The organism is Streptomyces sp. XD-27, from assembly GCF_030553055.1.
Taxonomy (GTDB): Bacteria; Actinomycetota; Actinomycetes; order Streptomycetales; family Streptomycetaceae; genus Streptomyces.
The window spans coordinates 5,366,229-5,387,156 of record NZ_CP130713.1; the positions used below are offsets into that span (position 1 = coordinate 5,366,229).

General features: G+C 74.7%; 11 protein-coding genes and 1 pseudogene. 10 read left to right on the top strand and 2 right to left on the bottom strand.

The features are described from left to right. Nucleotides 1-11: 11 nt before the first annotated feature. The 8 genes from Q3Y56_RS23390 (at nt 12) to moeZ (ending at nt 11,891) form a co-directional block, all read left to right on the top strand. The gene (locus tag Q3Y56_RS23390; protein WP_304465756.1) at nt 12-1,067 is read left to right on the top strand and encodes an ABC transporter permease; all 1,056 of its coding nucleotides are present in this window, start codon (nt 12-14) and stop codon (nt 1,065-1,067) included. Continuing rightward, nucleotides 1,064-2,053: an ABC transporter permease gene (locus Q3Y56_RS23395; protein ID WP_304463806.1), complete on the top strand. Its 990-nt coding sequence runs from the start codon at nt 1,064-1,066 to the stop codon at nt 2,051-2,053. Before Q3Y56_RS23390 ends, Q3Y56_RS23395 begins: the two co-directional genes overlap by 4 nt. Further along, complete coding sequence (locus Q3Y56_RS23400; protein WP_304463807.1) at nt 2,050-3,987, top strand: ABC transporter ATP-binding protein; 1,938 nt, start codon at nt 2,050-2,052, stop codon at nt 3,985-3,987. Before Q3Y56_RS23395 ends, Q3Y56_RS23400 begins: the two co-directional genes overlap by 4 nt. Before the next feature lie 199 nt (nt 3,988-4,186). Next, on the top strand, nt 4,187-6,268 hold the full coding sequence (locus Q3Y56_RS23405; RefSeq protein ID WP_304463808.1) for a DUF3492 domain-containing protein: 2,082 nt from the start codon (nt 4,187-4,189) through the stop codon (nt 6,266-6,268). 940 nt (nt 6,269-7,208) lie between these two features. Next, nucleotides 7,209-8,624, top strand: a complete 1,416-nt coding sequence (locus Q3Y56_RS23410; RefSeq protein ID WP_304463809.1) for a hypothetical protein — start codon at nt 7,209-7,211, stop codon at nt 8,622-8,624. A 267-nt stretch (nt 8,625-8,891) separates the two neighbouring features. Further along, entirely contained in the window at nt 8,892-9,896 is a 1,005-nt protein-coding gene (locus Q3Y56_RS23415) for an NAD-dependent epimerase/dehydratase (RefSeq protein WP_304463810.1), read from the top strand. Then, entirely contained in the window at nt 9,884-10,651 is a 768-nt protein-coding gene (locus tag Q3Y56_RS23420) for a spherulation-specific family 4 protein (RefSeq protein WP_304463811.1), read from the top strand. The genes Q3Y56_RS23415 and Q3Y56_RS23420 overlap by 13 nt, the downstream gene beginning before the upstream one ends. 61 nt (nt 10,652-10,712) lie before the next feature. Next, a complete protein-coding gene (gene moeZ, locus Q3Y56_RS23425; protein ID WP_304463812.1) occupies nt 10,713-11,891 on the top strand; it encodes an adenylyltransferase/sulfurtransferase MoeZ in 1,179 nt (392 codons plus the stop codon). A gap of 70 nt (nt 11,892-11,961) precedes the next feature. Here moeZ and Q3Y56_RS23430 read toward each other — a convergent pair whose 3' ends face one another. Both Q3Y56_RS23430 and Q3Y56_RS23435 read right to left on the bottom strand, forming a co-directional pair. After that, the gene (locus Q3Y56_RS23430) at nt 11,962-13,548 is read right to left on the bottom strand and encodes an alpha/beta hydrolase (RefSeq protein WP_304463813.1); all 1,587 of its coding nucleotides are present in this window, start codon (nt 13,546-13,548) and stop codon (nt 11,962-11,964) included. Nucleotides 13,549-13,550: 2 nt separating this feature from the next. Further along, nucleotides 13,551-16,481, bottom strand: coding sequence for a flippase-like domain-containing protein (locus Q3Y56_RS23435; RefSeq protein ID WP_304463814.1), 2,931 nt, complete (start codon nt 16,479-16,481; stop codon nt 13,551-13,553). A 188-nt stretch (nt 16,482-16,669) separates the two neighbouring features. Between Q3Y56_RS23435 and Q3Y56_RS23440 the strand changes: the two genes are divergently transcribed. Together Q3Y56_RS23440 and Q3Y56_RS23445 are read left to right on the top strand one after the other, a co-directional pair. Next, complete coding sequence (locus Q3Y56_RS23440) at nt 16,670-17,095, top strand: MGMT family protein (RefSeq protein ID WP_304463815.1); 426 nt, start codon at nt 16,670-16,672, stop codon at nt 17,093-17,095. A gap of 260 nt (nt 17,096-17,355) precedes the next feature. Further along, nucleotides 17,356-20,891, top strand: a pseudogene (locus Q3Y56_RS23445) (ATP-dependent helicase). The last annotated feature ends 37 nt before the right edge of the window (nt 20,892-20,928 follow it).

Below are 20,928 nucleotides of genomic sequence, written 5' to 3' on the forward strand. Positions count from 1 at the left end.
CGGTAGAGGCGATCAAGGGTGCCGAGGCGGGGGCGGCCGCGGGAGTCGCCGCGCCCGCCTCCGGCGCCCGCCAGGTGTGGCGGCGGCTGCGCGCGCGGCCGTCCGCCGTCGTGGCCGCGGCCGTGCTGGCGCTGCTCACGCTGCTCGCGCTCGCGGCCCCGCTGCTGGCCGACCTCGTGGGGCAGGACCCGAACACGTACCACGACGATCTCGTCGACTCGGCGCGCGGCGGCGTGCCGCTCGGCTCGTTCGGCGGGGTCGGCGGCGACCACTGGCTGGGGGTCGAGCCGGGCACCGGCCGGGACCTGTTCGTCCGGCTGCTGTACGGGGCGCGCGTCTCGCTGCTCGTCGCCATCGGCGCGACCGCCGTGCAGGTGCTGCTCGGGGTCGGCCTCGGGCTGGCCGCCGGGCTCGGCGGCCGCTTCGCGGACACGCTGCTCAGCCGGGTCGGCGACGTGATGGTGTCGCTGCCCATGCTGGTCTTCGCGATCGCGCTGACCGCCGTCGTACCGACCGACTTCCCACGGCCGCTGCTGCTCATCGTCGTCATCGGACTGCTGGACTGGGTCGGCATCTCGCGCGTCGTACGGGCCCAGACGCTGGCCCTGAAGAAGCTCGACTTCGTCGCGGCGGCGCGGCTGGGCGGCTCCGGGCCGTGGCGGATCGCGCGGCGCGAGCTGCTGCCGTCGCTGGCCGCGCCCGTCATCACGTACGCGGCCCTGCGGGTGCCGATCAACATGACCTTCGAGGCGGCCATGTCCTTCCTGGGCGTCGGCGTCAAGCCGCCCACGCCGTCCTGGGGGCAGATGCTGTCCTCGGCCACGACGTGGTTCCGCGCGGACCCCATGTACGTCCTGCTGCCGGCGTCGATGCTCTTCGTCTCGGTGCTGGCCTTCACGGTGCTCGGGGACGGGCTGCGGGCGGCGCTTGACCCGCGGGAGGCGTCGCGGCTGGGCGTGGGCCGGGCCCGTACGCGCACGCGTACCCGTCTCCAGACCTGTCTCCGTGCCCGCACCCGCACCGGCACCCGTGTCCGTGTCCGTGTCCGGAAGGGGGCCCGGAAGTGACGGGCTACATCCTGCGGCGGGTGGGCGGTGCGTTCCTCGTCCTGCTCGTGCTGACGGTCGTCGTCTACGCGTTCTTCTACCTCGCCCCCGGCGACCCGGCCCGGCTCGCCTGCGGCCAGCGCTGCAACCCGCAGCAGATCGCCCAGGTGCGGGAGCAACTCGCCCTCGACGACCCCGTTCACGTCCAGTACTGGCACTTCCTGCAGGGCCTGGTCGCCGGGCACGACTACTCCACCGGCACCGGTGTCCTGCACTGCGACGCGCCCTGCTTCGGCCTGTCGTACCGCAACGACCAGCAGGTCACCGAGCTGATCACGCAGCGGGTGCCGGTCACCGCCTCGCTGGCGTTCGGCGCCATGGCGCTGTGGCTGCTGCTCGGCGTCGGCACCGGGCTGCTGGCGGCCCTGCGGCGCGGCGGCGTCACCGAACGGGTGCTGACCGCGGTCACCCTCGCCGGGACCGCCACCCCCGTGTTCATCATCGGGCTGCTGCTGCTCATGGTGTTCTGCGCGCAGTTGCAGTGGCTGCCGTTCCCGACGTACGTACCGCTGGCCGAGGACCCCGAGCAGTGGGCGTGGAACATGCTGCTGCCATGGACCGCGCTGGCGCTCATCGAGTCGGCCAAATATGCGCGCATGACGCGCAGTTCCGTGCTGGAAACGCTCGCGGAGGACCACATCCGCACGTTCAGGGCGTACGGAGTCGGGGAGCGGGCGCTCGTCGGACGGCACGCGCTGCGCGGCGCCCTTCCGCCGGTCATCGCCCTCACCGCGATCGACCTCGGGACCATGTTCGGCAACGCGGTCCTGACCGAGACGCTCTTCGGGCTGCCGGGCCTCGGCCAGCTGCTGGTCCAGTCCGTACGGGTCATCGACCTGCCGGTGATCGTCGGCGTGGTGCTGGTCACCGGCGCCGCCGTGGTGCTGGCCAACATCGTCGCGGACATCCTGTACGCCGTCACCGACCGAAGGGTGGCCCTGACATGAGCGATCTGGCGACCGGCCCGCTGCGCGGTGCGCAGGTGGGGCCCGCGGGTGGCGCGAAGGAGAGTCCGTCCGGTGGCCCGAAGGCGGGGCCGCTCGGTGCCCCGCCGAGCGGTTCGCCGAAGGGGCCGGTCAGCACCCCGCTCGTGGAGGTGCGGGACCTGTCCGTCACCTTCCCGGCCGCCCAGGGCGCGGACGTGACGGCCGTCGACGGCCTCTCCTTCGACCTGGCCGCCGGACAGGCCCTCGGCCTCGTCGGCGAGTCCGGCTCCGGCAAGAGCACCGCCGCCTACGGGCTGCTGGACCTGCACCGGGGCACGGGGGCCCGGGTCACCGGGACCGTGCGGGTGGCGGGGCAGGACGTCCTCACCGCCGACGACGCCGCCCTGCGGCGGCTGCGCGGCGGCGTGGCGGCGATGGTCTTCCAGGACCCACTGTCCTCGCTCGACCCCTATATGGCGATCGGCGACCAGATCGCCGAGGTCTACCGCGTGCACCACCGGGGCGCCTCGCGGCGCGCGGCACGGGCGCGGGCCGTCGAGGTGCTCGACCGCGTCGGCATCGCGGACGCGGCGCGCCGCGCCCGGTCCCGGCCGCACGAGTTCAGCGGCGGCATGCGGCAACGGGCGCTCATCGCCATGGCGCTGGCACTGCGGCCGCGCCTCCTGGTGGCGGACGAGCCGACGACGGCGCTGGACGTGACGGTCCAGGCGCAGATCCTCGGCCTGCTGCGGGAGCTGCGCGCCGAGACGGGCATGGGGCTGATCCTGGTCACGCACGACCTGGCGGTGGCGTCGGCGAACGTGGACGAGCTGCTGGTGATGCGGAACGGGCGCGCGGTCGAACGCGGTCCGGTACGGACGGTGCTGGACAGCCCCGCCGAAACGTACACGCGTGATCTGCTGGCGGCGATCCCGCGCGTGGACGCGTCGCGCCGCACGGCGGGGGCGGTGGTCGGGGCGGGAGCGGCCACGGCCGATGACGTGCCGCTTGATGACGTGCCGCTCGGGGAGGCGCCGGCGGGCGGTGTGCCGTCCGGGTATGGCCGGTCCGGCGATGCCCTGCCCGGTGATGGCCCGTCCGGCGATGGTCGTTGCGGTGACGGCCCGTCCGGCGATGGCCCGTCCGGTGGCGGCCGGTCCGGCGATGGCTCGTCCGGTGACGTCCTGCTCCAGGCCACGGGCCTGCGGCGGGTCTTCGGCAGGCGCGCCTCCGCCTTCACCGCCGTCGACGACGTCTCGCTGACCATCCGGCGCGGCGAGACGCTCGGCGTCGTCGGGGAGTCCGGCAGCGGCAAGACCACCCTCGGCCGGATGCTCGTCCGCCTCCTGGAGCCCAGCGCGGGCGAACTGCGCTACCAGGGGCGGGACATCGGTGCGCTGCCCGAGCGCGCCCTGCGCCCCTTCCGCAGCGAGCTGCAGATGGTGTTCCAGGACCCGGTCTCCTCGCTCAACCCGCGCCGCGGCATCGGCGAGTCCATCGCCGACCCGCTGCGTGCCGCCGGGAGGCTGGACGACGCCCGGATCGTCGCGCGCGTACGGGAACTGCTGGAGCGGGTCGGGCTCGACCCCGACTGGTACCACCGCTATCCGCACGAGTTCAGCGGCGGGCAGAGGCAGCGCGTCGGCATCGCGCGGGCGCTCGCGCCCGAGCCCCGGCTGATCGTCTGCGACGAACCGGTGTCCGCACTGGACGTCACCACCCAGGCGCACGTGGTCGCGCTGCTCGGCGAGTTGCAACGCGAACTCGGACTGGCGCTGGTGTTCATCGCGCACGACCTCGCGGTGGTCCGTCAGGTCAGCGACCGGGTGGCCGTCATGAAGGCGGGCAGGATCGTCGAGGAGGGGCCCGCCGACCAGGTCTACGACGACCCGCAACACCCCTACACGCAGGGGCTGCTGGCGGCCGTCCCGGCGCTGGGCGGACGGCGGCCGTAGCGGAGGACGTGATGGCGTCGACGCACTGACGACACACGGGCTGACCAAACTAACGCCCATGCGCCGGGAAAGTCACGGGTGTTCACCCCTTTTGGTGGCGCGACGGACAACCGTCCGTCGCGCCACCGTCGTACGCGCATAACGTGCTTCCGCTGCTGCCGTGAGGTGGCCGCCGACAGGGAGGATCGGGGGTGCACAGGTGCGCGTGGGACTGCTCACCGAGGGTGGGTATCCGTATGCGTCCGGTCAGGCCAGGCTCTGGTGCGACCGGCTCGTCCACGGGCTCGCCCAGCACGAGTTCGAGATCTACGCCCTGAGCCGGAGCGCGCGCCAGCACGCCGAAGAGGCCCGCGGCTGGGCCGGGCTGCCGCCGCAGGTGCGGAGCGTGCGTACGGCCGCGCTGTGGGGGGAGCCGCCGAGACCGCGGGCGAGCGGGTGCGCTGGGTGCGCCGGGCGTACCCGACGCACGCGGGCCGCCGCCTCCGCCACGTACGGCCGCCGTGAACGGGCGCGGTTCGCCGAGCACTTCGGGGACCTGGCGTCGGGGATCAGCGCACCGGCCGGACCCGCCGGACCCGCCGGAATTGCCGGAACCGGTGGCCGCGGGGATCAGGCGGACCGTTTCGCCAGCGGCCTCTACGGACTGGCCGCCCTCGCCCGCGAGCACGGCGGACTCCCCGCGGCCCTGCGCTCCGAACACGCCGTGCGCGCCCTGGAGCGCGCCTGCCACACGCCCGGCGCACTGCGCGGCGCGTACCAGGCGCGGGTCGCCGACCTGCTGGCCGTCGCGGAACGGCTGGAGCGCCTGCTGCGCCCGCTCTCGCTCGACTGGTACGGAGTGGGGCACGGCGGCGAGGGTGGCGGCGGCGGATGCGCCACTGCGGGCGGCTACGGCTATGCGGGCGGCTGCGGACACGTGTACGGGGGCCCGTGCGGTGGGGCGTGCGGGGGTGTGCAACGCGGCGCGTGCGGGGGCTCGTACGGCAGCGCGTACGGGGATGCGTACGGGGGCGGCCTGGCTGCCGTCGACCTGTGCCACGCGACCTCGGGCGGCCCCGCCGCCCTGCCGGGCCTGCTGGCCAAACGCTTCTTCGGTACCCCACTGCTGGTCACCGAGTACGGCGCACGGCTACGGGAGCACTACCTCACGTACGCCGCCGCGCCCCTTTCCACGCCGGTGCGCGCGCTCATGGCCTCCTTCCACCGGCAACTGGCCGCCGAGGTCTACGCCCAGGCCGCCCTCATCACCCCCGGCAACACACACACCCGACGCTGGCAGGAGCGCTGCGGCGCCGACCGCGACCGCTTGCGCACCGTCTACCCCGGCATGGACGCGAGCCGCTTCACCGAGGTGGGGGAGGACGGGGAGAGCGCCGCCGCCGCGGAGGGCGGGACGGATGCGGCCGACGGCGGGCGGACGCTGCTGTGGACGGGCCGGATCGAGCCGGGCAAGGACCTCATCGGACTGCTCCACGCCTTCGCGCACGTCCGGCGCACCGAGCCGGCGGCCCGGCTGCGCATCGTGCACACCCGGACGGGGTTCGCGGGCCCCGCGGCCGCCCGGGAGGCGCGCGACTACGCCGCCCAGTGCCGCGCGCTGGCGGCCCAGCTCTTCCCCGACGAGGCCGCGGACGCCGTCACCCCGGGGGAGAACCCGGTGTCCTTCGAGGAACTCGGGGCGCCCGAGGCGCCGGACCTGCCGGAGGTCTACGCGACGGCCGGTGTGGTGCTGTCGTCCAGCGTGGTCGAGGGATTCCCGGTCGGGCTCGTCGAGGCCATGTTCTGCGGGCGGGCCACGGTGTCGACGGACGTCGGGGCGGTGTGCGAGGTCATCGGCGGTACGGGGCTCGTCGTCCCCCCGCGCAATCCTCGGGCGCTCGCGGACGCGTGCCTCGCGCTGTTGCGCGACCCCGGGCGCCGCGCACGCCTGGGCGCCGCCGCTCGCGCCCGCGCACTCGAACTCTTCACCGTCGAGCAGAACATCGCCGCCTTCGGTGACATCTATCTGGAGCTGATGTCGCACTGCCCGGTGCGGCGCGAGGAGGTCGGCGCGGACGGCGCGCCGCTGCCGTTCGCCCGGCCGGCGGAGGCGCATGTGCCCGGCCGCTGGACGGCGGCCACCCCGAGCCGGCGCCTCCCGGGGCGCACCCCGGCCGACCAGACCCATACGGACCACCACACCCCGAGCTGGGCCGCGGCCGCCGACCGCCTGGCACGGCCGCCGGCCCGCACCCGCACCCGCGCGGCGCTCGGCTCCGGGCGCCCTGAGGAGCGCACATGACGACTCCGTACTCCCACCGGCCCCCGCCCCCCGCGAGCCCGCCGAACCCCCCGAATCCGTCGGCCCCCCGAATCCGTCGAACCCGCCGTACCGTTCTGCGCCCCCCGCTCCTCCCGCGTCTGACGCGGGGGGCGGTGCCGGGACCGGGCCGGGGAGGCAGACGTGGGACACGCTCAAGGCCGTCGGACGCGAGCTTGCGGGCACGCCCGACGTACCGCTGGCGGCACGACCCGAGCGGGACCGGGAGCGGGCGGCCCGACCGACGGAGGACCAGCCGCACAGGGACCGCGCGGGCGCCGCCCGCAAGGCTCGGAGACCGGCGTGGGCCCGTCAGCCGCACGACGAGGCAGCACCCGCCGACTCGGCGTCTGCGCCCGCCCGTGCGGAGTCTGCGCGGCACGGCGCGGCCACGCCCGCAGAGACCCCGTCGTCCGGCCACGTTCGGCGGCCGGACGACGGCCGAACGCAGTGGACGGCGCATGCCCGGACCCGGCAGGGGGCTGCGGCCGACGAGGAGCGCGTGCTGGCCGGCCCGGGCCATGCGCACGCGCGCGCCGAGGCGGGCGGCGACGCGGGGGCCTCCTCATTACGGGAAGGGGCCCTGTACGGCCCGTCGGCGTCCGACTTCCGGGCCTGCGACCCGACTGCGGTGTCGGGTTCCGCGTCGTTAGCCGCCGCCGGCCAGGGTCCGGCCTTGTCCTCCTCATCGGCGGAGAACGACGGCCGGGACCCCGCCCCTGCCACCGCACCTATGGGAGGCCCCGGCGCGGGGCACGACGGCGATGGGTGCTCCAGTGGGGGACGCCCCAGCGAAGGTCGCACCGGCCAGGGAGCCAACGGCGGGGGTCGTCCCGGCGCAGGAGGCCACCGCGAAGGACGCCCCGGCGAAGGGCCTGACGGGGGGCGTGCGCGGTCGCTGCGGACCAAGGCCGCCGACCCCGTGCGCGTGCTCATGCAGCGGCATGGGGAGCTGTGCGCACGGGCCGTCGATCCGCTGGAGATCGCCGCCGGGCTGGAGGCGCACGGCGTGACCGACCGCACCGCCGCCCGTTTCCGGCACCGGGACGTGTTCTCCCTCGCCGAGGAGCTGTACGCCCGCGTGCCGCGCGCCGAGGAGTACGCCGCCCGAGGGCGCCTCACGCCCGCGCCCGAGCCGGCGCCCCCGGCCCCTCGTGCGCCCGCGCGCATCGGGGCGCGGGCGGGAGCCCTCGCGCTCTGTCTCACGCCCGGCGCACTCTGCGCGGCCACGGTCGCCGCCGTCCACAGCACCGACGCGCAGACCGCGCACGCCGCGCGATGGGGCATCGGCGGGGGCGGCGCCGCGCTGGTGGCCGTCGCCCTCGCGCTCTGCCTGCGACGCGGCCCCCTGCGCGGCCATGGCCCTGTCCGCGTCACCGGCCTGCTGTGCACCGCCTGGCTCGTCGCCTACGCCCTCTTCGGCGGACCGCTCCTCGCGGAGGCGCTGCACGGCGGGCCCGGCACGCGGTGGCCCCCCGCCGTGCCCGCGCCCGCCTCCGACGCCGCGCCGACCGCCGTCGGGCTGGCCCTGGCCGTCCTTCCCGCCCTGTGGTGCGCGCGCTGGTTCGCCGTCCGCGTACGGCGCAGGCTCGTCACGGCCCACACTCTGGAGGAGTTCGCGGGCCGCGTGCGGCCGCTGCTCGCCGGGACCGCCGGGCTCTTCCTCTGCGCGCTGCCACCGCTGTTCGCCGCCGCCCGGCTGGCCTTCCCCGGCCCGGCCTACGGCGCCGCGCCGATGGCCGCCGCGGTCGCCCTGAGCGGACTGCTGTTCCTGGCCCGGTTGCTCGCGGCCCACGGCCGTGCCACCGCCGCCGTCATCGGCCCCGCCGCCGCCTGTGCCGTCGAGGTGGCGTCCCTGTGCACCGTGTTCGCCGCCCGACTGCCCGGTTGCGGGGCGCTCCGGGACCCGGTGGAGTGCGCGGTCACCGCGTACGGTCCGGCCGCCGTCCCCGCGGTCGCCTGCGCGCTCGCCGCCCTGGGCCTGCTGGGGCACGCGCTCGTCGTCCTGGGCCGGGCCTCGTCCTACAGCGCTCCGCCCCGGGGCACTGCGCCCGATGCCGCGGCGTACGGCGTCTCCACCCGCAATGCCGCGCCGTATGACGTCCCCGCCCGCAATGCCGCAGCGTACGACGACCCCGCCCCCGGTGCCGCGCCGTACCACGTCCTGGCCCCCGGCGCCGCGCCGTACGACATCCCCTCGTACGGCGGCCCGCCCAACGGCGCCGCGCCTTCCGCCGCCCCCGCGCCCCGCGCCCCCGGCCACCGGGCTCCGGGCCGGCCCGGCCGGCTCTGGACGGCGCCGCCGCCCATCCGCCCCGCCCCCGAGGCGCCGTCGTAACGCGCCGTACGCGGGCCCCCGGCGCCCCCCCCGGTGCCCCCCGCACCCCCGGACCCCGTACCTCCGACCGTCCGAACCGACTGACCGATCCGCCCGCCAGGCCCCGGCCGACCACCCGCCCCGCCGACACCCACCCACCCCTCCGCGAACTCACGAGGAGCAACGAAGATGACCGTCCATCCCTCCGGCCCCCTCCGGCCGTCCTTCCGGAACGTGCCGTCCTTCCGGAACGCCGCCGGCGCCCGCCCAGCTGTGGGAGCGTGACCGATGAGGGTTCTGCTTCTCGGATCCGGCGGATACCTCGGCCGTTACGTCGCCGAACACCTGCTCGCCGACCCGTCGGTCCAGCTCACCGCCCTCGGTCGGGGCGATGACGCCGACGTCCGGTTCGACCTGTCCACCGGCAGCCCCGGCGCGCTCACCCGCTTCCTGGACGCCGTCCACCCCGGCGTCGTCATCAACTGCGCCGGCGCGACGCGCGGCGGCGCCCGCGAGCTGACCCGGCACAACACCGTCGCCGTCGCCACGGTCTGCGAGGCGATGCGCCGCAGCGGCTGCGCGGCCCGACTGGTGCAGATCGGCTGCGCCTCCGAGTACGGGCCCTCGCAGCCCGGCTCCTCCACGGCGGAGGACGCCGTGCCGCGACCCGGAGGCCCGTACGGGGTGAGCAAGCTGGCCGCCACCGAGCTGGTCCTCGGCTCCGGCCTGGACGCCATCGTGCTGCGCGTGTTCTCGCCGGTCGGGCCCGGCACCCCGGCCGGCTCCCCGCTCGGCCGGCTCGCCGACGCCATGCGCCGCGCCATGCAGTCCGGCGACGGCGAGCTCAAGCTCAGCGGGCTCGGCGTCCAGCGCGACTTCGTGGACGTACGGGACGTGGCGCGGGCGGTGCACGCCGCCTCGCTCTCCGCCGCGCAGGGCGTGGTCAACATCGGCAGCGGACGCGCCGTGCGGCTGCGCGACGCCGCCGCCGTCCTCGCCCGGGTCGCCGGGTTCGGCGGCTCTCTTAATGAAGTCGACGTCCCGGCCGCCCGGCAGCCCCTCGCGCAGGCCGTGGGGACCACCGCCACCGCCACCACCTCCGCCATCGCCGCCACCGCGCACGCCGAGCAGTCCGGCGGCGCGGCCCCGGCCGTGTCCCCGTACCCCGACGGCTGCGGCGCCTGGCAGCAGGCCGACGTCCGCACCGCCCGCGACCGGCTCGGCTGGCGGCCGCGGATCGCCCTGGAGGAATCGCTCGCCGACATCTGGATGGAGGCGGCATGTCGCATCTGATCTCCGCCGGGCCCCGCGCCGACGCCGCGCCGACCGCCGCCCGCCTGGGCTTCGGCGTCCCCGGATACGCCCACCCCCTGGTGGCCCCCACCGAGTGGGCCGAGCTGACCCGCGCCGACCTCCCCCTCCACTGGGCCGTGCTGAACGTCGCACGCGGGCCCGGCGCCCGGCCCGACCCGTACTGCCTCGCCGCCACCGCACGGCTGCGCGAGGCGGGCGGCCGCGTCCTGGGCCACCTGGACCTCCGGGCCTGCACCCGGCTCCTGGGCGAACTCCTCGCCGACGCCCACCGCTATCTCGACTGGTACGGAGTCGAGGGCTTCTACCTCGACCACTGCCCCACGTACCGCCCCGACCTTCCCGAGGTCCGCCGGGTGGCCACCGCCCTGCGCGCGCTGCGGAGCGGCGCGTACCTGGTGTTCGGGCACGGCACGCACCCGGACCCGGGCTATGGGGAACTGGCCGACCAACTGGTGACCTTCCGCGGCACCTGGGCCGACTACCGCTGGTCCCAGGCGGCGGAGTGGACCGCCGGCCACCCGCCGGAGCGCTTCTGCCATCTGGTGCACGGCGTGCCCCGCCCCCATCTGGACGAGGCGCTGCGCATCGCCCGCTGGCAGGGCGCGGGCACGATCTACTTCACCGACCGCACCGCCGCGCCCGGCCAGGACGCCGGCGCCGCGGACCCCTGGGAGGCGCTGCCCGGCTACTGGGACGAAATCGTCTCGCGGATCGGACCTGGTGTCTCGGAATGAGAAGGGCCGTGGCAGTGTTACGGAAGGAACAACCCACGCTCCCACCTCTTACGGAGTCCCCGTGTCGCTGCCACCCCTGGTCGAGCCGGCTGCCGAGCTCACCGTCGACGAGGTCCGCAGGTACTCGCGCCATCTGATCATCCCGGATGTCGCGATGGACGGACAGAAGCGGCTGAAGAACGCCAAGGTGCTCTGTGTGGGCGCCGGCGGCCTCGGCTCGCCCGCCCTGATGTACCTCGCCGCGGCCGGTGTCGGCACCCTGGGCATCGTGGAGTTCGACGAGGTCGACGAGTCGAACCTGCAGCGCCAGATCATCCACAGCCAGGCGGACATCGGCCGGTCCAAGGCGGAGTCCGCCAAGGACACCGTCCTCGGCATCAACCCGTACGTGAACGTCGTGCTGCACGAGGGCCGCCTCGAGGCGGACAACGTGATGGAGATCTTCTCCCAGTACGACCTGATCGTGGACGGCACGGACAACTTCGCCACCCGCTATCTGGTCAACGACGCGTGCGTGCTGCTGAACAAGCCGTACGTCTGGGGTTCGATCTACCGCTTCGACGGCCAGGCGTCGGTCTTCTGGAGCGAGCACGGCCCCTGCTACCGCTGCCTGTACCCGGAGCCCCCGCCGCCGGGCATGGTGCCGTCCTGCGCCGAGGGCGGCGTGCTCGGCGTGCTGTGCGCCTCCATCGGGTCGATCCAGGTGACCGAGGCCATCAAGGTGCTGACCGGCACCGGTGAGCCGCTGGTCGGCCGCCTGATGATCTACGACGCCCTGGAGATGACCTACCGGCAGGTCAAGGTCCGCAAGGACCCGAACTGCGCGGTCTGCGGCCCGAACCCGACCGTCACCGAGCTGATCGACTACGAGGCGTTCTGCGGCGTGGTGTCGGAGGAGGCCCAGGAGGCCGCCCTCGGCTCCACGATCACTCCCAAGCAGCTCAAGGAGTGGATCGACGGCGGCGAGAGCATCGACATCATCGATGTCCGCGAGCCGAACGAGTACGAGATCGTCTCGATCCCCGGCGCCCGGCTGATCCCGAAGAACGAGTTCCTGATGGGCGGCGCCCTTCAGGACCTGCCACAGGACAAGAGGATCGTCCTGCATTGCAAGACGGGCGTCCGCTCGGCGGAGGTCCTGGCCGTGCTGAAGTCCGCGGGCTTCGCGGACGCCGTCCACGTGGGCGGCGGAGTGATCGGCTGGGTCAACCAGATCGAGCCGGAGAAGCCGGTCTACTGACCGAGAGCTGACGGAAGGGGCAGGACCGCGTCGCAGCGGCCCTGCCCCTTCGCGTTACGCGCGCAGGTCCTTACGAGCAGGTCGTGCCGCTCGCGGGAACCTTGCCCTCCAGCAGGTAGGCGTCGACGGCCTGCTTCAGGCAGCTGTTGCCGCTGTTGTAGCCGCCGTGGCCCTCGCCCTTCAAAGTGACCTCGATGCCCACGCCGTCGCCCAGCTCCTTGGCCATCTTCCGCGCGCCCTCGTACGGGGTCGCCGGGTCGCCGGTGTTGCCGATGACGAGGATCGGGGCCGAGCCCTTCGCGCTGACCTCCGGGTGCTCGGTCTTGCCTGCGGCGGGCCAGCCGGTGCAACTGGTCATGCCCCAGGCCATGGACTCGCCGAAGACCGGCGACGCCTTGCGGAACTCCGGCAGCTTCGCCCGCACGTCCTCGACCGTGTACCGCTGCTTGTCGTCGACGCAGTTGATGGCGCGGTTGGCCGCCTGGATGTTGGCGTACCGGCCCTGGTCGTCACGGCTGAGGTAGGAGTCGGCCAGGAGGAGCAGCGTGTTGCCCTTGCCCGCCCGCATCGCCTCGTTCAGCGCGATCGTCAGGTACTGCCAGGCTTCCTTGTCGTAGAGCGCGGCCCCTATGCCGGTGAGCGCCAGCTCCTGGGTGAGCTTGCGCCCGTCCTCGGTCTCCAGCGGCTTCTTGTCCAGCTTGTTCAGCAGCGCGACGATCTTCTGGCTGCCCGCGGCGCCCCCCTTGCCGGTCGGGCAGAGCCGACCCTGCTTGGCGCAGTCCTTCATGTAGTTCTCGAGCGCCAGCTGGAAGCCCTTGGCCTGGGCGATGGAGCCCGTGACCGGGTCCTCGGTCGGGTCGACGACCGCGTCCAGCACCGAGCGGCCCACGTTCTTCGGGTAGAGGTGGGCGTAGACGCCGCCCAGCTCCGTGCCGTAGGAGATGCCGAAGTAGTACAGCTTCTTGTCGCCGAGGACCTGGCGCATCAGGTCCATGTCTCGGGCGGCGCTGACCGTGTCGACGTAGGGCAGCACCTTGCCGGAGTTCTTCCGGCAGGCGTCGTCGTACTTCTTGGTGGCGGCGGTCAGCGCCGTCACCTCGGCGTCGTCGTCCGGTGAGCCGTCGACCGTCGTGTAGTACGTGTCGAGTTCCTTGTCGCCCAGGCAGCGCACGCCCGAGCTCTCGCCCACGCCGCGCGGGTCGAAGCTCACCAGGTCGTAGCGCGAGCGCAGGGTGTCGTACTCCTCGGCGAAGCCGGGGAGCCCGGTGATGCCGGAGCCGCCGGGACCGCCGAAGTTGAAGACGAGGGAGCCGATCCGCTTGCCCTTGTCCTTGGCCTGGGCGCGGGTCAGGGCGACGTCGATGGTGTCCCCGTCCGGCTTGGCGTAGTCCAGCGGGGCCTTGAGGGTGGCGCACTGCCAGTCGCCGCCCGGCGCCTCGCCGCCGCCTTGCGCCGAGGTCGGGGCCGCGCACTCCTTCCAGTCCAGCTTCTGCTGGGTGAGGGCGGCGGGCAGGCCGCCCGCGGGGGCCGAGGAGGAGGGGTCGGACGCGCTGTCCTTGTCGTCGTCCCCGCCGCAGCCGGTGAGGGCGGCGAGCGCGAGCACGAGGGCTGCGGAGACCAGGGCTCTGGATCGCGTGGTCCGTATGGAACTCGGCATTTTTACAGTGCCTCTTTGCGTGTGAGGTGGGTGAAGGACAGCCAACCCGGCAGTACCGGCAGCCAGAATGTCATCAGCCGGAAGAGGAACACCGCCGGGGTCGCGGTCTCGTACGGCAGGCCCGCGAAGGTCAGACCGGTGATCAGCGCCGCCTCGACCGCGCCGACACCGCCCGGGGTGGGCGCCGCCGACCCCAGCGCGTTGCCCGCGAGGAACACCACGGCGATGCTCGCGTAGCTCAGATCGCCGCCGAACGCCCTGATCGACGCGTCCAGGCACATCACGAAGGCGGCCGTGAGCAGCAGCATCCCGCCGATGCCCGCCACCAGCTTCTGGGGCCGCTGGAGGACGTCCAGCATGCGCGGGACGACACCGGCGAACAGCGAACGCACGCGAGTGGAAACGAACTTCCGCATTGCGGGGATCGCCGTCACCACCAGCGCCAGTACGGCGGCCGTCAGCAGCCCGGCGATCACGGTGCGGGACGGCGAGAGCGTCGGGGTGCGCTCGGTCCCGGTGATGTAGCCGAAGGTCATCAGCAGGATGATGTGGCTGGCCAGGCCGAAGAGCTGGGAGGCGCCCACACTCGCCACCGCCAGACCCGGCCGCACCCCCGCGCGTTGGAGGAAGCGGGTGTTGAGCGCCACGCCGCCGACCGCCGCGGGCGCCACCAGCTTGGCGAACGAGGCGGCGACCTGCGCCAGCACCGTCCGCCCGAACGGCACTTTCTCCGGGACGAACCCCAGCAGGCTGATCGCCGCGGCCACATAGGTGAGCGCGGAGAAGACGAGCGCGATCGCCACCCAGAAGTAGTTCGCGCCGCTGATCACCGTGCTCAGCTGGATGTGGGTGAACTGGGACAGCAGGAAGTACGCGGCGAAGGCACCGGCACAGAAGGTCACCAGCGTGCGCGGCTTGATGCGCTCCAGGCGCACCGGCTCTATGGGCGCCTGCGGCCGCTTGAGCAGCACCTGCTGCCGGATCCGGGAGAGCAGGTCCTCCTCGCGGGCCTCCTCCAGCGCCTCGTCGATCGCGCGCTTCTCGGCCTCCTTCTGCGCCTTCACCGCCTGCTTCTCGGCCTTGGCCGCCTTGCGGTCGCTGACCTGGCCGGGCCGGCCGGTCCCGGTCTCCGGCTCCCGCGCCGCCTCGGCGTCCACCGCCTCGCGGGCCTCCTTGGCGGCCTTCCTGGCGCGGGACGCCTCCAGGACCGCCTCGCGCTGGCGCTGCGCGCGCTCCCGCGCCAGCTGGCGCAGCGTCGCACGGGTGCCGCGGTTGAGGGCGAGTGGCTGCAGCAGCGGAAGCGCGTCGGCGACCGTGTCCGGGCCGAGGACGTCCACGGCGGCGGCCACCGAACGCTCCGGGCCGACCCGCAGCGCGAGCGTGGTGAGCAGCTGCGCGATGTCCATCCGCAGGACCAGGTCGCCCGCCGCGATCTCGCCGCCGCGCAGGTCGGTGAGGATCACCCTGCCGGAACGATCCACCAGGAGCGCGTCGCCGTCCAGCCTGCGATGGGCGATCCGACGCGACTGGAGCGCCTTGACCTGGTGCCAGGCGCTCGCCAGCAGCTCGTCGGTGACCTCCTCGTCCGGCAGGGAGTTCAGCGAGCGGCCGCCGATGTGCTCGTAGACCAGCATCACGGCGTCCGGGCCCAGCTCGGAGGTGGCGATCAGTTTGGGCGCCGCGGCGCCGGCGGCGATCGCCGCGTACGCCAGCAGCGCCTCCTGCTCCAGCGCCTGGCGCAGCGACTGGAGGCTGCGGGGCTGGGTGATGCTGCGCAGCGCGAGCCGCTGCCACAGGCGGTAGAAGAAGCCGCGGGCCTGCTGCTCGCGGTCCACGACCGTCACGTCCAGCGGCGGGCCGTCCTCCAGCGTGACCAGATACCGGCGGCCGCGGTCACTCTGCGCTGCGGCGGCGCCGTCGGTGTCGTACGGCTCGGCGTCCTCGGAGCGCATCGCGCTGACGGGCTTGAAGCCGACGCGGCGCAGCCCGGCGAGGAGGTGCTGCCCAGTGGGCCGCACATTCGGGGAGCCGACCGCGTACAGCGTGCCGTAGGCCACCGTCCAGCCGATCAGCACGGTGATGACGATGGCGAACGGCGTCGTGTAGCCGCCGATGAGCACCGCGAAGGCGTCCAGCAGCAGCACGCACCACATGGCCACCCGCCAGCGCGGCCTGCGGGCCATGCCGACGGCGGTCATATAGGCGATGACCGGGGCCAGATAGCCGTGCACGGGATCGCTGAACGTGCCGCCCGGCGACTCCTGGGTGAGCGCCTCGCGGATCGAGTCGGGAGCGCCCTCGGCGACCCACAGGTCGGTGGCAAGGGAGACGCCGTGGGCGAGTACGGCGGCGAGTACGCCGTCCGCGATCCGCAGCCCGTCGCGTTTGACCAGCCGTTCGACGGCGAAGGCCACCGGCAGGATGAGCACCGCGACGCTGGCGCCGAGACCCGTCAGGTCGATCAGCAGCGCGGGCGCCTGCTCGGTGCCCTCGCCGATGTCCTTCTCCAGGCCGCTGGTGGTGCCGTGCGCGAAGGCGGAGATGGCCAGGACGATGCCGATGCCGAGGATGCCGAGCAGCAGCCGCAGCAGGTCGGAGGGGCGGTGGACGCGGGCGGGGAGCAGCGGCTCGTCGCCGGAGACCCGGCCGATCCGCGGGTCGGGGCCCTCGCCGGAGATGGCGTGGCTGCCGTGCGGGCGGTGGTCGGGGTGTGTGTCGTCGTGCGTGTCGCCGTGCTCGCCGGCGGGCTCGCCACCGTCGTCGTCGTCGGCCTCGGCCGGAGGCGGGTCCTGGGGCGCGGGCGGGTCCTGGGATTCGGGGGCGGACTTGGTCAGCGGGGTCCGTGGGGCGCGCGGCAGCACGTCAGGGGCGCGGGCCTCGTCCGGAGGCTGCGCACCTTGCTGCACGTCTGTTTCTTCTTGATCTCGTATCACCAGTCACCGCCCGGAAGATGGTGGCATGACCGGGCTGAGGAGGAGGGCATCAGGGGGTGTCTCGGGGCCGTGAAATTCGGATCGTACGGACTGTAGCCGGTCGTCGTACAGAGGGTGACCGAATTCGGGGCCGACCGCTGACGCCGTTTCCCCGGGCGTTGTCGGTGGCGTACGGCAAGATGGGCCGGATGAGTCCGGAGAGCGAGGAAGCGGGGGCCGCGGACGCTCCCCCGGTCGGCGGTGCCGGGGCACCCGACGACGCCGGGGGATCGCCCCTGCCCGAGTACGCGGAGCGGGTCCTGGAGGTCGCCGAACTGATTCCGCCCGGCCGGGTGATGACGTACGGGGACGTCGCCGAATGGCTGGGCGAGGGCGGCCCCCGACAGGTCGGGCGCGTCATGGCGCTCTACGGAGGGGCCGTGCCCTGGTGGCGCGTGGTCCGCGCGGACGGCCGCCTGCTGCCCGGCCACGAAGTCCGCGCCCTGGGGCACTACCAGGAGGAGGGCACGCCGCTGCGGGCGGCGGCGCGCGGCGCCCACGGCCACATACCGCGCCTCGATCTGGCCGCGGCCCGCTGGGACGGCGGCGTCGACGGAGACATCCCTCACACCTGACAGCTTCCGTGACCGGACGGCTTCGCGTCCGCCTCCGGCCCCGCGGGCCGTCCGCGCGGCGGACCGCCGCCGCACAGGAGGGCGCGGCCGACCGGCCCCCGCCCGCACTGGCGTAGCGTCGGGGGAGCCCTGTGCCGCCCGCGGCACGCCGACCGGCCTCACCGCCCGGCCACCACCCGGCGGATCCGGTCGTACCGGACACGGCTGTGCCGCATGCGGCCGTTCGAAACCCAGCACACCCACCAGGACCGGCGATCCACGTGAGCTCCTCCTCCTCGTCCCTTGCGCGGCAGCGGCAGGCGCGGCAGCCGTCCACGGGTACGTACCGTCTGGTACGTACCCGCCCGGGGCCGGTCACCCCTCCTGTCCTGGACGCCCGGCAACGTGCCGTGGTCGACCATGCGGACGGGCCGCTCCTGGTGCTCGCCGGACCGGGCACCGGCAAGACCACCACGCTGGTGGAGGCGGTCGCCGAGCGCGTACGGCGGGGCGCCGACCCCGATCGACTGCTGGTGCTGACGTTCAGCCGCAAGGCGGCGGTCGACCTGCGCGATCGGATGGCGGCGCGTCTGGGGGCGCACGCGCCCCCCAGGCCACTACCTTCCACTCCTACTCCTACGCCCTGGTCCGCGCCCACCAGGACGCCGACCTCTTCGCCGATCCGCTGCGGCTGCTGTCCGGTCCGGAGCAGGACGTCGTCGTCAGGGAACTCCTCGCGGGCCAGACCGAGCTCGCCCGCGAGGGCCGGGCCACCGCCCACTGGCCGGACGAACTGCGTGCCTGCCTGACCACGCGGGGCTTCGCCGACGAGGTGCGCGCGGTCCTCGCGCGCAGCCGCGAACTGGGCCTGGGCCCCGACGCCCTCGGCGCCTTCGCCGCCAGGACCGGGCGGCCCGACTGGGGCGCCGCCGCGGCCTTCCTCGCCGAGTACCTCGACGTCCTCGACGCCCAGGGCGTCCTCGACTACGCCGAACTGGTGCACCGGGCGGTGCTGCTCGCCGAGCGCCCGCACGTCGCGGCGGAGCTGGCCGGGGCCTACGACGCGGTCTTCGTCGACGAGTACCAGGACACGGACGTGGCACAGGTGCGGCTGCTGCACGCGCTGTCGGGCACCCGGGAGCCCGGACGCGGCGGGCCTTCGGCCGGAGGCGATGCCGGACGGCGGACGGGCCGCACGCTCGTCGTCTTCGGCGACCCCGACCAGTCGATCTACGCCTTCCGCGGCGCCGACGTGGGCGGCATCCTCGACTTCCCGCACGCCTTCCCGCGCACCGACGGCACACCGGCGCCCGTGGCCGTCCTCGGCACGTCCCGGCGCTCGGGCGCCGCCCTGCTGGCCGCCACCCGGCTGATCGCCCAGCGGATGCCGCTGACCAGGCTTCCGGCGGACGCGGTCCGCGCGCACCGCGACCTGGCTGCCGCGCGGCCCGGCGGCCGGGTCGAGGCGTACACGTACCCGACGGCCGGGGCGGAGCTGGACAACATCGCCGACGTCCTGCGCCGCGCCCACCTGGAGGACGGGGTGCCATGGCGCGACATGGCCGTCCTGGTACGCGCCGGAGGCCGCTCGCTGCCGGGCGTGCGCCGCGCGCTGACGGCCGCGGGCGTACCGGTGGACGTGGACGGCGACGACATCCCCCTCCGGAACGAACCGGCGGTGGCCCCGCTGCTCACGGCCCTGCGCGTGGCGGCGACGGCGGCCCTGCGGGACACGGCGGGGACCGGACCGGTCGGCGCGTTTCCCGAGGACGGCGCCGATGAGCCGGGGCCCGCGTCGGCGGAGGGCGATCAGGAGGGCGGGCATGGCGTCGGGGCGCCGGGGCCTGCGTCGGTGGAAGACGATCACGAAGGCGCCGATGGCGCGGGCGTCCCAGAAGGCGGCCACGGCACCGGAACCGAGGGATCCGCGTCGGCAGGCGGCGCGTCCGGCATGGACGCCGAGACCGCGCTCGCCCTGCTCACCTCCCCGCTCGGCGGCATGGACGCCGCCGACCTGCGCCGCCTCGGCCGTGCCCTGCGCGAAGAGGAGCGCGCCGCCGGGGCCGCCGTGCCGCGCCCGTCCGACGTCCTGCTCGCCGAAGCGCTCGCCGAACCCGAGCGGCTGGTCGCCCACGACGCCTCCTACGCGCGCGCGGCGCGGCAACTCGGCCTGCTGCTGCGCCGCGCGCGCACGCTGCTCGCCGACGGCGGCACCGCCGAGCAGGCGCTGTGGGAGCTGTGGGACGGCACCCGCTGGCCGCAGCGTCTGCGGCAGGCCGCGCACCGCGGCGGCGCCGCCGGCCGCAACGCCGACCGCGACCTGGACGCCGTATGCGCGCTCTTCGAGACCGCCGCCCGCGCCGAGGAGCGGACCGGCGGCCGCGGCGCGCTCAACTTCCTGGAGGAGCTCGACGCCCAGGACATCGCCGCCGACACCCTCTCCGGCCGCGCCGTCCGCCCCGACGCCGTACGCCTGATGACCGCGCACCGTGCCAAGGGCCTCCAGTGGCGGTTGGTGGTGGTCGCGGGCGTGCAGGAAGGGCTCTGGCCCGACCTGCGGCGGCGCGGTTCGCTGCTCGAAGCCGACCGCATCGGCCGGGACGGGCTGGCCGAGCCGCTGTCCCAGGGCGCGCTGCTCGCCGAGGAGCGGCGGCTGTTCTACGTCGCGGCCACCCGGGCCCGCGAACGCCTGGTCGCCACCGCCGTCAAGGCCGCCGCCGAGGACGGCGACCAGCCCTCCCGTTTCCTCGCCGAACTGGGCGTCGAGCCCGTCGACGTCACCCACCGCCCGCGCCGCCCGCTGTCCGTCGCCGCGCTCGTCGCCGAGCTGCGCGCCACCACCGTCGACCCGGACGCCTCGGACGCGCTGCGGGACGCCGCCGCCCGGCGGCTGGCCCGGCTCGCGGCGCTGCGCGACGACGGCCAGCCGCTCGTCCCGGCGGCCCACCCCTCCCGCTGGTGGGGCCTGGACGAGCCGACGCACGGCGCGGCCCCGCTGCGCGACCGCGACCGGCCCGTCGCGCTGTCCGGCAGCGCACTGGACCAGCTGGTGAACACCTGCTCCCTCCAGTGGTTCCTGGGCCGGGAGGTCAAGGCCGACGAGCCCGCGACCGCCGCCCAGGGGTTCGGCAACGTCGTGCACGTACTGGCCGACGAGGTGGCCTCCGGGCGCACCCCGGCCGATCTGGCCGTCCTCATGGAGCGACTGGACTCCGTATGGGAGGCCCTCGCCTTCGACGCGCCGTGGAAGTCACGGCAGGAGAAGGAGAACGCGCGGGCGGCGCTGGAGCGGTTCCTGCGCTGGCACGTCATGGAGCGCGGCGGCCGCACCCCCGTCGCCACGGAGCACGACTTCGACGTCACGTTGGAGGCCGGCGCCCACCAGGTGCGGATCCGCGGCAGCATGGACCGGGTCGAGCGGGACGACGCCGGACACGCGTACGTCGTCGACTTCAAGACTGGCAGGCAGCCCGTCGCCCGGGATGCCGTGGCCCGGCATCCGCAGCTCGCGGTCTACCAGCTCGCCGTCCGCGAGGGCGCGGTGGACGACCTCTTCGACGGCGCCCGCCCCCAGCCGGGCGGCGCCGAACTCGTCCAGCTCCGGCAGGCCGCCGCCAAGAAGGACGGCGGCGAGGCCGTGCCCAAGGTGCAGGCCCAGGAGCCGCTGAGCGGGGAGTGGGTCGGCGAGTTGCTCGCCGACGCGGCGGGCCGCGTCCTGGACGAGCGTTTCACCCCGACCACGGGCGACCACTGCGGTCGCTGCGCGTTCCGGCACGCGTGCAGCGCGCGGCCCGAGGGCCGCCACGTCGTGGAGTAGCCCCCGGCCCCCACTTATCCACAGACGCCCCCTTATC

What these genes read in the sequence shown, in the direction of transcription:
- Q3Y56_RS23400 (WP_304463807.1), top strand. Translation starts at nt 2,050, where the DNA reads ATGAGCGATCTGGCGACCGGCCCGCTGCGCGGTGCGCAGGTGGGGCCC.
- Q3Y56_RS23415 (WP_304463810.1), top strand. Translation starts at nt 8,892, where the DNA reads ATGAGGGTTCTGCTTCTCGGATCCGGCGGATACCTCGGCCGTTACGTC.
- Q3Y56_RS23420 (WP_304463811.1), top strand. Translation starts at nt 9,884, where the DNA reads ATGTCGCATCTGATCTCCGCCGGGCCCCGCGCCGACGCCGCGCCGACC.
- Q3Y56_RS23430 (WP_304463813.1), bottom strand. Translation starts at nt 13,548, where the DNA reads ATGCCGAGTTCCATACGGACCACGCGATCCAGAGCCCTGGTCTCCGCA.
- Q3Y56_RS23440 (WP_304463815.1), top strand. Translation starts at nt 16,670, where the DNA reads ATGAGTCCGGAGAGCGAGGAAGCGGGGGCCGCGGACGCTCCCCCGGTC.